Genomic DNA, 13,241 nt, shown 5'->3' with positions numbered 1-13,241 from the left:
TTTGTTTCTCTGGGGCTGTTAACCAAGGTTAGGCATCCATTGCTGCTGTTTATCAGGCTACGCTGGCCGTCTGCTGTGCCTCAATCAGGCGCCACCAGTTATTGAGGGACGGTTGCTGCCCTAATGCCTCGAAGCCGATAGTGATGTCACGTTGTTGCAGTTCTGCCGCAAACTGCATGATGCGCAGAGAATCCAGTCCGTACAGAATCAGGTTTTCTTCGGGGTCTATGGGTTCTGCCGGCATTTCCAGCAGGGTCTGGATTTTCTGTGTCAGCCATGAGCGGGTCAGGGCATTTGTTGCTGGCATTAATGCCGTTGTGGTGGTGACTTGTCCGCAGCAGCCGGCAACATAATCTAAGGCGTTCTGGTGCTGCTGCGCAGAAAAATCAGCCAGTGCATCAGCAACGAAAAAAGCCTGTATATCCTGCATAAATGCTTCTGCGGCGGTGACCATGCAGCCGATATGCGCATAGACGCCGCCAATAATCAGTTGATCGCGTTGCCAGTTGTGCATGTGTGTGCGTAAATCTGTACGCTGGAAAGCGCTATAGCGCCATTTGGTCAGCACGGTGTCTTCCGGCCGGGGTGTCAGTGCCGCAACAATTTTCTGTTCTTCAACCGGCGCAGTAGTAATACCTAAACCCCACATATCATTCAGTAGGGCGCGCTGCTGGGGATTTTGCTGATGCGGCTGCGCGGTATATACCACCGGAATCTGATGCTGTGCCGCCCAGTTGCGCAGTGCCTGCAAATTCTGAATCAGGGTTTGGATTAATGGGCTGTCGGGCTGATAGAAATTCAGAAAATAATTTTGCATGTCATGGATTAACAATACGGCACGTGCGGTATCGGCTTCCCATGCGGTTTTATTTGGTGGTAGCTGTGCCGGTGTGGGCATCGGGTAATCGGTAATTTGTTTGATAGTCATGCTGTTTCTCTTTTTCTCACGGTGATGATGAATATTTCAGGCCGGGCTTTGCTGTAAGGTTTCACGCAGACGTTTTTTATCGGTTTTGCCTACGGCGGTGAGGGGCAAGCTGTCAACGATGCAAACCTGATCAGGCAGTTTGTAATGGGCAATGCCTAGATTGAGCAGATGGCGTTTCAGGCTGAGCGCGGTCAAGTGCTGGTTCTGTGACACGATAAAGGCACAGCTTTTTTCGCCAAAGCGTTCATCACTGATGGCTACCAGAGCAGCCGCAGTGACATCGGGATGGGTAATAATCAGTTTTTCAATTTCTTCGGCGGCAATTTTTTCTCCGCCACGGTTAATCTGGTCTTTGATGCGCCCGACTACTTTCAGGTAGCCGCTGCTGTTGCGCTGCACCAAATCACCCGAGTAATAAAAACCTTCTGTATCAAAAGCCTGTGCATTGTGTTCCGGGCTTTGATAATAGCCACGGAAAGTATAGGGCCCGCGCGTTTTCAGCATGCCTGTTTCTCCGTCAGGCACATCGCGGCCGTTTTCGTCTACTACCCGTACTTCATCATCCGGGCTGATGGGGCGTCCCTGAGTGGTGATAATCACTTCTTCGCTGTCGTCCAGCCGCGTATAGTTCACCAGTCCTTCAGCCATGCCAAATACCTGCTGCAACTGGCAGCCAAAAACATTTAACACCTGTCGTGCCATGGATTCCGGAAAACTGGCACCGCCTACCTGTATTAGCTGTAATGAGCGGATTTTGGCCAGTTGTTCCGCTGGCTGCTGCATCCACATCGCTACCGCGCTGGGTACGAGTGAGGCCATGGTAAGCTGATGTTGTTCAATCAGGGCAAAGCAGCTTGATGGTTCCGGGCTGGCGGCCATGACCACACAGCCGCCGGCGTGAAATACACCCAGTGCACCGGGCGAGCTCAGCATATAGTTATGCGGTGCCGGCATGGCGCACAATAAACGCGTGTGTTGATTCAAACCACAGATTTCGGCACTGGCACGCACGCTGTAATCATAATCATTATGGGTGCGCGGAATCAGTTTCGGTGTGCCGGTGCTGCCACCGGAAAGCTGGAAAAAGGCCACTTCATCCGCGCGGGTGGCAGCATAATTGCTGTCAGTGGCAGGGGGGCTGGTGTACCAGTCGCTTAAATTTCTGTCACCGCTGCCAGCATTCAGCATCAGGGTGAGGGCGGGAGCCAGTTGCTGGCTGGTGAGCTGATTGAGAAAATCATTGTGCATGAATACTTCATGGCTGCGTGATGCAATCAGCAGCCGCGGTTTAATCTGGCTGAAAAAGCTGGTTAGTTCATGCTGGCGATGGTTGTACAAGGCATTCAGCGGCACGATACCGGCTTTCAGCAGGGCAAAAAATACAATATAGAATTCGGCGCTATTCGGTAGCTGTACCAGTGCCGTATCACCTATGCCAAGGCCTTGTGCTGCCAGTCTAGCGGCCAGATTGTCGGAAAACTGATTCAGCGCCTGATAACTGATGTGTCGCTCTCCGCAGATGATGGCAGTTGACTGCGGTAACCGTTTGGCTGTGTCTGTGAGGACACGGGTTAACGGCAGATCCAGCCAGTAACCTTTTTGACGGTATTGGCGGGCTAAATCTTCTGGCCAGCGTGTATAGGTAATCATCTCTTCAGCCTTTGTCGGCTAAACCGGCTGAATCAGACAAGTAATGTTGACTTATAGACAAAACTGAAGCTGCAACATCATTTTTGTGTCTGTCTGTTCAGTGGCGCTCATTAACGGGTTATCTGTTTTTTCTAAATAATGAAACTGGTAATCATTTTCATTTACATGTATCATCGTCAAAAACCGTAAATTTGTCAACAGAGTAATGAAATAATGGGTGAACTTACTTCAATGCAGTCGGCATGTTGGTTTGGGCGTGCGCATAGTGCAATGCTCGGTGGTGTGGCTGCGCATCTGTATACAGAATTCAATGGCAGGCATATTGATGTAGCCAGGCTCAGGCTGGCAATCGCGTGTCTGTACCGGCGTCATGAACTGTTACGCCTGCAACTGAGTGCGGAGGGTGAAGTAAGTATCAGCAATACCTTGCCGCCGGATGTGCTGGAAATAGATGATTTTCTCCATTTGTCTGAAGCGCAGCAGCAACAGAAACTTGAACAGAAACGTCAGCAATGGACGCATCAGCAGTTGAAACTGGAAGAGGGGCAAACTGTGCGTTTTTCCATCAGTCTTCTGGATAATCAGGCTTTTCGCTTGCATATTGATGCCGATATGATTGCGGTTGACCCTTCCAGCTTTCGTATCCTGATGGAAGATTTGGCACAGTTTTATGCAGACAGTAACGTGTTTTTGCCACCACCGCCGTCTTTCTATGCATGGCGCAGCACCATGCAGCAGGATAAGTATGAACAGCAACAACAGCAACGTGCACGCCAGTGGTGGCAGGCACGCATAGCAGCGATTGCTCCCGCTCCTGCTCTGCCTTTAAACCATTCCGCCACGGCTGCGGCGCAAAGCGCGCGCCTGAGTGCCACGCTTAACGCCGGGCAGACGCAGCAGTTGCGCCAGCTTGCCCGTCAGCACCGGCTTACTTTTTCTGCCCTGATGCTGGGGCTGTTTGCCTACAGTCTGGGCAAAGTAACCCATGATGCAGCTTACCGGCTCAACGTACCGTTTTTCCGGCGAGAGCCGCTTCTGCCCGATATTGATAAAACCATCGGTGATTTTGCTGATATGGTGCTGTTAAATATTGATATGGCGGAGGCGCCCAGTCTGCATGCGTTTTGCCAGCGTGTGGCAGCAGAATGGCGGCACTGTCTGGATTATCGGCAGTTCAGTGGCGTGAATGTGATGCGGCATTTGTCACGCCATCATGCTACGCCGCAGATGGCACCGGTTGTTTTTACCGCTGCGCTGGATTTGCCGGAAAAAAATTTATTTTCATCACGGGTGCATGAATATTTTGGCAGCATGGACTGGTGTATTTCTCAAGGGCCGCAGGTGGCTTTGGATGCACAGTTTGTGCAGTTGAACAATCATTTACTGATCAACTGGGATATCCGTCTGGATGCATTGCCGCAAACATGGGTAAACGGGCTGTTTGAACGCTGTCTTGCGCTGATAAATGCACTTATTGCTCAGCCGGAGTGCTTTACCCAGCCGCTACAGGCATTGAGCCAGCACTTGAATCTCACCGTCTCTGACGATGGAACCACACCGCTGAATGCGCTGCAAAAGGCCTATTTATCAGGCCGCAGCACCGCATTTGCTCTGGGTGGTGTGGCCATGCAGGAGTTTCGCGAGTATGCCGGAACACTCGATTTGCCAGTATTCCGGCAGCGACTGGCCGATATGGTGCAGCATCATGCCAGTTTGAGAACCTGTATTGATGCCAGACGCTGTGTGCAGTGGGTAAACCCACAGGCAATCATTAATTTAACTGAAATCAATCTGTGTGGCGAAGAGCCCGCACTAGCCGCAGAAAAAATTGCTACTTTGCGGCAGCATTATCAGCAGGCACTGTTTGATTTGCAGGAATCGCCTTGGGACATCACCCTGTTTCAATTAACGCCGCAACAGTTTGTGCTGTTTGCCCGTTTTGATGCGCTGATTCTGGATGGGCGCGCAATTGCGGCGCTGATGTGTGAATTATTCACTGCTACACCACTGATAGCGGCATCATCTCAGCCTCAAAGCAGGCAGCAGGATAGCCGGCGTTATGACTTGGCTGCTGCCTACTGGCAGCAGCGGCTGCAAGCGATTACCTCCATACCGCAACTGCCGTGGAAACAGCCGCTGGCCACCCTGATGACTTCCAGCTATAGCCGCCAAAGTGCGGTGCTGCCCAGACATACATTTCAGACATTATGTCGTCTGGGTTCACAGCAGGGACTGTTTAAAAATTCCTTATTGATGGCGCTGATTCTGGCGGTGTTGAATCGCTGGCAGCAGATACCGGCGCTATTGTCTGTGGCTGTACCGGTGTTACCGCTGTATGAGGGCGAATTATCCAATCAGTCTACTTTTATCGTTGCCACATGGCCATCGACAGCGGCATTTATCGAGCAGGCCAGAAAATTACAGGCCGATACGCTGGAAGGATTGCAGCATTTAGCCTTTTCCGGTGTTGAGCTGGCGCGCATGCTGTTTGAACAGCATGGCCAAGCACCGGTTTTACCGGTGGTTATTACCAATGGGCTATCGTGGCCAACCCTGCCACCAGACAGCCCGGTTCACTATGTAAGCGGCCTTACCCAGACACCGCAGGTAGCAATCGATATCCGTTTTATGCTCGGAAGTGATGGTGCTTTGCTGTTTAACGTTGACTATGCTCAGGCGGCCATCAGTGATGCCATTATCCGCGATTTTTTGGTAGCACTGGTTAATGTATGTCAGCAGGTGGCTGATAGCGGACTGGATAATATTGATTCAGTGCTGCCACAGGCACTATCCGCTGCGGCACTAAATCCTGATACGCAGCCTGCTACTGCGGCAGCGTGGCAGCGACAGCAATTAATGCTTATTTACCGCAAGGTGCTGCATATCGAAGCGGCAATGGCTATCACAACCTCGCAGCCGTTTAGCCAGTTGGGTCTGCGTCCTGCGCACGTAAAAGAAATCACCGGCCAGATTAACCAGATTTTCAGGCTGGCGCTAAACCCGCGCCAGTTGATTGGCTGTTGCAATATAGAGGAAGTGGTGCATCTGCTTCAATCCGTCATGGCTTCGGCATAAAAAATATTACCCGCTGTAAATAATTCAATATTTAACTATTTGAACCTAGGGATAAAATAAACATGGATATGAAACAAACTGATTTGGCCGGTGTTGGGATTGGGCCCTTTAATCTGGGGCTGGCCGCATTATTGTCGAGCCATCCGGAAGTCAATGCAGTGTTTCTGGATAAAGCGCCCACCTTTCACTGGCACGCGGGTTTGTTATTACCCGGCACCACCCTGCAAGTGCCGTTTCTGGCCGATCTGGTTACCATGGCCAATCCATGCCATCCCCTCAGCTATCTTAATTACCTGCACCAGCATCAGCGCCTGTACCAGTTTTGCTACTACGACCGTTTCCTGATACCACGTCAGGAATATGATGATTATTGTCGCTGGGCTGTCAGCCGGTTGCCGTCCTGCCATTTCGATGCCTGCGTCACGGCGGTAAGCTACGATTGCCAGCAGGAAAAATTTATTATTGAAAGTGAATCTGCCGGTGGTGAAAAACAGGTGTATTGCAGTCGGGATATTGCGATTGGTATTGGCACCCAACCCTATCAGCCTGAATGGCTGAAAAATACCAGTCATCCGCTGATTCAGCATTCTGCCCAATTCACCCATATGCAGGAGCAGTTGCAGCAGTGCAGGCAGGTTACCGTAGTCGGCGCAGGGCAGAGTGCTGCTGAATGTGTGCTGACGCTTTACCGTGCCTTGCAGCCAGAACAAATCAAAGCCGGTGCGTCCATTCGCTGGATTACCCGTTCGGCCGGCTTTCATCCGATGGAATTTTCCAAACTGGGGCAGGAGTGTTTTACGCCGGTGTATATGCAATATTTCCAGACGCTGCCGGCGCAGAAACGGCGGGAAATCAGTGCCAGTCAGGGGCAACTGTATAAAGGCATCAGCTTTGCTACTATCGGCGATATTTATGACTTGCTGTACGAACGCACCATCGCCGGTGCCCCAGCCGGCCTGACGCTGTTTTCCAATTGTGATGTGCAAGCGGTAGAGGTACGGCCATCCGGCGTTATCAACATGACCTGCCTGCATACCCAGCTTAATCAGCAACAAACCATTCAAACCGATGCGATTGTTGCTGCTACCGGCTATCACCATCAATGGCCAGACTGGTTTGAAGCGCTCAAAGACACAGTGCTGCAAACCGACGACCAGCATGATTATCTGATTAATGAAGACTTTACGGCTGTGCGCTGTGATGGCGGCAAAGGGCGGATTTTTATCCAGAATGCTGAAATTGCCAAGCAGGGCGTCGGTTCACCGGATTTAGGCATGGGCGCCACCAGAAATGGGGTGATTATCAATCAGTTGCTGGGTAAACAGCATTATCAGGTACCGGAATACTCTGCATTTCAGCGGTATGGCTTACCGCAGTAATCCCGCAGCTATTAAAAAATCGCCAGCAGGCGATTTTTTAATAGCTGATTATGCATCAGAAATCATAGGAACCAGACAGCAGGAAAGTCCGTGGTGCGCCTAAAGACAGATTGGACAGACGTGGCATACCCCAATAGCTTTTGTTGGTGACATTCTTAACCTCTGCCCGCAGCGTGAACGGATGGCCGGACACTTTGGCGTTATAACGGGCACCAATATCAAATACAGTATGGCCGGGTACAGATAAACTGTTTTCCTGATTCAGGTATTGCTTGGATACGGCCGTGGCATGGGCAGACAGAGTAACCATACCGGCAGCGGCAGCAATATCCCACTCAGCACCCAGCTTACCCTGAACTTTAGCCACACCGGTAGCGATATTACCCTCATTGCCATGCTTGGCCAGCTTGGTCAGCTCCGGCTTAATGTAGCTGGCACCACCCATCAGGCGTACTGTTTCAAGCGGCGAGGCAATAAAACTCCACTCAATGCCACGATTGCGCTGCTCACCGCCGGAAGTAAACATATTGGTGGCTACATCGGTATAACTGCTGGGTTTTTTAATGCTAAACACACTTAATGATTGCGACAGCGTGCCATAATCCCATTTGATGCCCAGCTCGGTTTGCTTGGTTTTATACGGCGCAAACACGGTGGGGTAATTGGCCGCAGTAATGGGAGCCGAATCGCCTTTGGTTAAGCCCTGAATATAATTGCCATAAAGTGACATATGTTCCGTGGCTTTAAACAAAATCGCCGCACCCGGCGTTAAGGCATGTTTTTTATAAGCAGTTAAAACCGGCTTGCCCATCAGGCTCAGATTATCACTTTTCACTTCCTGATAGCGCAGACCTAAAGTCAGTTGCAGCCTGTCCTGCATCAACGACAGCATATCCGCTATCCCATAGCTTTTAAGTTGCAGCGAGCTTCTAGAAATCGGCGGAACATCAAACGGTACTGATTTACCCCATACCGGATGATACATATTGGTTATCCATGTGGCCGAGGGAATACTTCTCACCCCATAATCATGCTGATTATGCTTGTAGTAGGTAGTATTGATTACCCATTGATGATTAACCGGGCCCGTATCAAACTGCCCCCGCAATCCTACATCAGCCGATTTCTTATCCACATCAAATGCCAGTTGCGCCATCACCGTCTGTATGGTGCCTTGGTTGTCCAGCAAATTGGCCGAGGTAGCACCATTGTATTTGTAATTGGTTTTACTGCGTCCGAAAGCGGCATAGGCAGTGATATTGTCGCTAATATCATATTCACCCCGCATCATCGCGCCACGGTCTTTATTACTGACATAAGACCAGTCCGGATTGATTAAAGTTTTCGGGTTGGGCGGGGAGGGCACTTTCATGTTTTTACCCAGATTGATACCACGCACTACACCATCTACCTTGTCATTAGCCATGTAAAAATCGGCGGAAACACGTGTTCGGTAGCCGCGCCAGTCCATCCCCACCGAGCCGAGCTGAGTTTTCAGATTTTGCTTTCTTACCGAGCCGGTACCATCCTGATACACCCCGTTAACCCGAATCCCGAATTGCTTGTCCTGCCCGAAGCGGCGGCTGGCATCAATCGCACCGCCCCATTGTGAATCCGACATATAGCTAGGCGTTACCCGCAGCAGTGGTTCATTACCGGCACGCTTGGGCACCAGATTAACCGTACCGGCCACAGAGCCGGCAGGCGGCATCCCATTCAGCAGCGCTGAAGGCCCTTTCAGCACCTCAATGCGCGAAAACATCGCTGGCGCAGTCCTGTAGTAGGGAGCGATACCAAATAAACCATTCATCGACATATCATTGGTACTGGACTGAAAGCCACGGATATAGTAATTCTCACTCCAGCCGCCAATAGCACCATTAGTAAACACCGCAGGGTCAGTAGCGGCAATCACATCAGTTACATTTCTGGCCTGAGTATCCTCGACAAACTTGTCGGTATAACTAACCGTACTAAACGGCGTTTCCATAGCATTTTTATTACCAAGAAAACCGATGCGGCTGTTTCTGTCCACAAAGCCCCCGGTGTAAGTAGTACCCTGATTGGCCTCTACCACCACCTCAGCCAGCTTGGCCTCACCAGCAGATTGTGCACTTGGGTCTGCTGCTTTCTTAACTGCCGGTCTGGCTTTATCATCCACCGGTCTGGCATACCCTGCCGGCGTATAAACCAGCATGGCACTGGCCAGACTCAGTAGCAGCACTTTAGGCGCAGAGGCGACAGGATTCAGGGCACTGCTGCCCCGGTTTCTAACCGGGTGCAGGTCATCCTGCCTCTGGTGATACTTGTGTTTACCCATAAATGTCTCCTTGTTAACCAAATTCATGCAACACAATTAAAAGTTTATTGGCAGGATTGAATTCACTGATGCTACTTATTGTTATTCTGTAGTGATTGAAATGTGATTACTGATAGCCTTTCATCACATCCTGCATCAGCAGGTACATCGAAGTAGGGCTGGCGCCGGTGGTGTACCAGGCATCAGCATCCACAAAAATCACCCGGTTATTTTTCCATGCCTTCGTGGCGCGCAGTAATGGATTGGTTACCTGAGCAGCAGTGATAACTGGCTGATGTTGCATAACCGATGTGCGGTCGATAATGTAAAGAATGTCTGGGTCGGCGCGTTTGATGAATTCACTGGAAATCGGCTGCCCGTGCAAGCTCGTACTGGCATCATCACTGGCCGGCTTTACCCCCAGATCACTGAAAATAAAACCATAACGCGAATCCACCCCGTAATTACTGAAAGCACCATTGTTATACAGCACCACCAGTGCCTTTTCCGGCCGCTCTTTAGTGATGGCGCGCACCTTGTTCACTTCCGCATCCAGTTCGGCTACCTTGCTGCGCGCCAAATCTTCACGGTTAAAAATTTTCCCCAGCGTCAGCAGGTGATTTTTAATCGTGGCCAGATGCCCGTGCTCACTGTTATTAAAATTGATTTCATAATAAAGCGTGGGCGCTATCTGCGTCAGCTCCTGATAATGGTCTTTCTGAATCGGCGTCATCAGAATCAGGTCGGGCTTCAGCGTATGGATACGCTCCATATTCGGCTGCACAATACCGCCCAGATCGGCAATGTCAGCATGATTTTGCTGGTATTTATCCAGAAAATGCGGGATAAAATCTTTAGGCATACCAGCAAACGGCACATTTAACTGATCCAGAAAATCCGCTTCATTCATGTCCATTACCGCCACACGCTGCGGTACATCAGTAATTGTGGTCGTACCCAGCTGATGCTGGATAAGCAGCGGCTGCGCGCGCTTTTGCACCACTGGGCTGGCAGTTGCTGCTGCCGATTTTTTATCGCAGCCAGACATAGTGACCATCGTCACCACAGCCATCAGCCCCAGCAGACTGGCAGCGCATTGCTTGAATTTCCCGTTCATGTTTCACCTTTCAACGAATGAAAATACTGACAGACATAACCATGCCTATTGTGGCTGATTTCAAAATCCAGCCCATACAGCTCACTCAGGTGCTCTTCAGTAATCACCTCGCGCGTAGCGCCACTGAAACTTACCTGTCCCTGTTTTAAGGCCACAATATAATCTGCATAATTGGCCGTAAAATTAATATCATGTACCACCATAATCACCGTTTTCCGCTGCTCCTCACACAAACGGCGGACAGCCACCATGATTTGTACCGCATGCTTCATATCCAGATTATTTAAAGGCTCATCCAGCAGCAGAATCCGTGTTTCCTGCGCAATAGTCATGGCCAGAAAAGCCATTTGTCGCTGCCCGCCGCTTAACTCATCAAGATACACATCACACAGCGTACTTAAACCCAGAAAATCTAGCGCCTCATCTATCACATGATGGTCTTTAGCCGACAACAACCCATGCCCGTACGGAAAACGGCCGAAGGACACCAGCTCCCTTACCGTCAGACGCAGGCCGAAACAGGGCGATTGCCGCAGCGTAGCCACCAGACGGGCATAATCAGCAATGCGGATACGGCCAATATCCTGCTTATCCAACAGAATACTGCCCGAAGTAGGCGCCAGTAACCGCGCCAGTATCATCAACAAAGTGGACTTACCCGCGCCATTGGGGCCAATCAGCGCCGTCACCTGATGCAGCGGCAGTGCCAGATTAATATTATTCAGCACCTGCTTATGGCCATAAATTTTGCAAACATTCTGTATATCAATCATGCCATTCCTCGATGACGGACAATAAGCAGCAGAAAATACATCCCACAAATCAGATTGATTAAAATACTCACCGTAGTCTTATAATTAAACACATGTTCCACCAGAATCTGCGCCATCAGAAACACCGCAACTGCCACCGCACCGGCAAATAACAGAATCCGTTTATGCTGAAAATGGCCGGCAAAGGCATAAGCCATATTGGCAATAAATACCCCCATAAATGCCGTAGGCCCCACCAGACTGGTGGAAACCGCCACCAGCACCGCAATCAAACCAAACCCCCAGCGTACATAGCGCGCATAATCCACCCCTAGCGAAATAGCCTGCTCTTCTCCCAGAGCCATCACATCCAGCGTGGCCAGATACGGATAGCCCACCCAGCCCACCGCCAGCATGGCTATAGCGGCATAGACCAGCGTCTGCGTTTCCGAATGATTAAAAGAAGCATAATTAATGCCCTGAAACACCGAAAATTCCCCCGGGCTGATTTTGAGCTGAATAAACTGAGTAAAAGTGGTGATTACCATCGTCAATACCAGCCCGAATAGCAACAACAGCCACAGATTGTTGCGCGCGCGTGGCAGCAAAAAATGGTGAATCATCCACGAATACAGCAGCATTAATCCTACAGAGGCAAAGAAATTGCCATTAAGCCCCAGCAAGCCCAGACCACTTTGTCCCAGAAAGAACAACAGCAGCACTTGCCAGAACAGATAAACCGCCTCATAGCCCATCATTGCCGGCGTTAAAATGCGGTTGGTAACTAATGTCTGAAACACCACAGACGACACCGCAATACACATACCGGCCAGCAGAATAGTGGCCAGCCGTAACAGACGTCTGGGCAGCACATATTCCATATCAAGGCCGGAATCAAACAGCATAAAAAACACAGCCAGAGCAAGAATAGCGCCGCAAAGCAGCCAGAATCTGCGATTCATTAGCGAAGCCCCCGTAAAATCAGCAGCAGAAAAACAATGCCGCCAACAGCACCGGCAGTCAGACCAACAGGCACCTCAAAGGGATAAATAATCAAACGGCCGCTAACATCACACAGCAGCAGCAGACACGCCCCGGCCAAAGCCACCAAAGGTAAAGTTTTGGCTAAATGTTCACCATATCTAAGCGCCACCAGATTCGGAATCACCAGCCCGATAAAAGGAATCGAGCCCACCGTAATCACCGTTGCCGCCACCGTAACCGACACCAGCATCAACCCCAGCGCCACCGTACTTTTATAGCTCACCCCCAGACTGGTAGCCACTTCCTGCCCCATGCCCACCACCGTAAAACGCTGTGCAAACACATAACTGAGCACAATCACCGGCACAAGCACATACAGCAATTCATAATGCCCCTGTACCACGCGCGAAAAATCACCCAGCAGCCAGCCCTGAACATTTTGCAAAAGATTATTTTTATAAGCATAAAATTCAGCGCCGGCACTTAATACACAGCCATACATCAGACCAATCACCGGAATCAGCACGATTTGCTGATAGCGGATTCTGGCAATAATCAGAAGATAAATCAGCCCAGCCACAAAGCAGAACACCAGCGCGGCCAGCATCTTGCTTAACACACCCGCCGATGGCAGCAGCACCAGCGACACCAGCACCCCCAGCTTGGCTGCATCCAGCCCGCCGGCGGTTTCCGGCTCCACAAACTTATTGCGCACAATATGTTGCAGAATCACCCCGCCAATAGAAAGCCCCATGCCGGTAAGAATAATCGCCAGCAGGCGCGGCAAGCGGCTGGCTTTTAAAGTGAGCCAGTCGGCATCCGAACCCGCCAGCAAGCCCGTCCATGAAATCGGATCAGTGCCCACCAGCAAAGATAATATGCATAAAATAATAAATGCAAATATCATATCGCGATACATCAGCGATACACCTTAGCATTGGCGCAGCAGATTAATGCCAGCAACAATAAATCTTCAGCCAGAAACAACCGGAGCCAGCAACATAACTTTAGCTCCTGCATATGCTGATACATACCTCGCATTGCTTCTCCTCATAAG

Annotated in this window: 9 protein-coding genes; 2 read left to right on the top strand and 7 right to left on the bottom strand. The window is 50.4% G+C overall.

The features are described from left to right. Nucleotides 1-52: 52 nt before the first annotated feature. Both GYX26_RS03590 and GYX26_RS03585 read right to left on the bottom strand, forming a co-directional pair. The gene (locus tag GYX26_RS03590) at nucleotides 53-928 is read right to left on the bottom strand and encodes an isochorismatase family protein (RefSeq protein WP_174828124.1); all 876 of its coding nucleotides are present in this window, start codon (nucleotides 926-928) and stop codon (nucleotides 53-55) included. A gap of 36 nt (nucleotides 929-964) precedes the next feature. Next, complete coding sequence (locus GYX26_RS03585) at nucleotides 965-2,578, bottom strand: (2,3-dihydroxybenzoyl)adenylate synthase (RefSeq protein ID WP_174828121.1); 1,614 nt, start codon at nucleotides 2,576-2,578, stop codon at nucleotides 965-967. Between the two features lie 231 nt (nucleotides 2,579-2,809). Between GYX26_RS03585 and GYX26_RS03580 the strand changes: the two genes are divergently transcribed. Together GYX26_RS03580 and basC are read left to right on the top strand one after the other, a co-directional pair. Beyond that, nucleotides 2,810-5,653, top strand: coding sequence for a condensation domain-containing protein (locus GYX26_RS03580; protein ID WP_202984276.1), 2,844 nt, complete (start codon nucleotides 2,810-2,812; stop codon nucleotides 5,651-5,653). Nucleotides 5,654-5,715: 62 nt separating this feature from the next. Then, a complete protein-coding gene (gene basC / locus GYX26_RS03575; protein WP_202984275.1) occupies nucleotides 5,716-7,032 on the top strand; it encodes a putative histamine N-monooxygenase in 1,317 nt (438 codons plus the stop codon). Between the two features lie 55 nt (nucleotides 7,033-7,087). On the opposite strand, the gene GYX26_RS03570 is transcribed toward basC, so the two are convergent. From GYX26_RS03570 to GYX26_RS03550, 5 genes are all read right to left on the bottom strand, one after another. Next, complete coding sequence (locus GYX26_RS03570) at nucleotides 7,088-9,352, bottom strand: TonB-dependent siderophore receptor (RefSeq protein ID WP_174828117.1); 2,265 nt, start codon at nucleotides 9,350-9,352, stop codon at nucleotides 7,088-7,090. Nucleotides 9,353-9,458: 106 nt separating this feature from the next. Further along, nucleotides 9,459-10,448 (bottom strand): siderophore ABC transporter substrate-binding protein, encoded by a 990-nt coding sequence (locus tag GYX26_RS03565; RefSeq protein ID WP_304944911.1) that lies wholly within the window; start codon nucleotides 10,446-10,448, stop codon nucleotides 9,459-9,461. Further along, on the bottom strand, nucleotides 10,445-11,221 hold the full coding sequence (locus tag GYX26_RS03560) for an ABC transporter ATP-binding protein (RefSeq protein WP_174828115.1): 777 nt from the start codon (nucleotides 11,219-11,221) through the stop codon (nucleotides 10,445-10,447). The genes GYX26_RS03565 and GYX26_RS03560 overlap by 4 nt, the downstream gene beginning before the upstream one ends. Further along, entirely contained in the window at nucleotides 11,218-12,162 is a 945-nt protein-coding gene (locus GYX26_RS03555) for an iron chelate uptake ABC transporter family permease subunit (RefSeq protein ID WP_174828113.1), read from the bottom strand. The genes GYX26_RS03560 and GYX26_RS03555 overlap by 4 nt, the downstream gene beginning before the upstream one ends. Continuing rightward, complete coding sequence (locus GYX26_RS03550) at nucleotides 12,162-13,103, bottom strand: ABC transporter permease (protein ID WP_174828111.1); 942 nt, start codon at nucleotides 13,101-13,103, stop codon at nucleotides 12,162-12,164. The genes GYX26_RS03555 and GYX26_RS03550 overlap by 1 nt, the downstream gene beginning before the upstream one ends. Nucleotides 13,104-13,241: the final 138 nt, after the last annotated feature.

It is taken from the genome of Snodgrassella sp. ESL0253 (assembly GCF_013344965.1).
Taxonomy (GTDB): Bacteria; Pseudomonadota; Gammaproteobacteria; order Burkholderiales; family Neisseriaceae; genus Snodgrassella; species Snodgrassella alvi_B.
The sequence above is the reverse complement of the archived record's forward strand: the minus strand, read 5'-3'. Positions and strand labels throughout refer to the sequence as shown.

What these genes read in the sequence shown, in the direction of transcription:
- GYX26_RS03590 (WP_174828124.1), bottom strand. Translation starts at nt 928, where the DNA reads ATGACTATCAAACAAATTACCGATTACCCGATGCCCACACCGGCACAG.
- GYX26_RS03585 (WP_174828121.1), bottom strand. Translation starts at nt 2,578, where the DNA reads ATGATTACCTATACACGCTGGCCAGAAGATTTAGCCCGCCAATACCGT.
- GYX26_RS03580 (WP_202984276.1), top strand. Translation starts at nt 2,810, where the DNA reads ATGCAGTCGGCATGTTGGTTTGGGCGTGCGCATAGTGCAATGCTCGGT.
- basC (WP_202984275.1), top strand. Translation starts at nt 5,716, where the DNA reads ATGGATATGAAACAAACTGATTTGGCCGGTGTTGGGATTGGGCCCTTT.
- GYX26_RS03570 (WP_174828117.1), bottom strand. Translation starts at nt 9,352, where the DNA reads ATGGGTAAACACAAGTATCACCAGAGGCAGGATGACCTGCACCCGGTT.
- GYX26_RS03565 (WP_304944911.1), bottom strand. Translation starts at nt 10,448, where the DNA reads ATGAACGGGAAATTCAAGCAATGCGCTGCCAGTCTGCTGGGGCTGATG.
- GYX26_RS03560 (WP_174828115.1), bottom strand. Translation starts at nt 11,221, where the DNA reads ATGATTGATATACAGAATGTTTGCAAAATTTATGGCCATAAGCAGGTG.
- GYX26_RS03555 (WP_174828113.1), bottom strand. Translation starts at nt 12,162, where the DNA reads ATGAATCGCAGATTCTGGCTGCTTTGCGGCGCTATTCTTGCTCTGGCT.
- GYX26_RS03550 (WP_174828111.1), bottom strand. Translation starts at nt 13,103, where the DNA reads ATGTATCGCGATATGATATTTGCATTTATTATTTTATGCATATTATCT.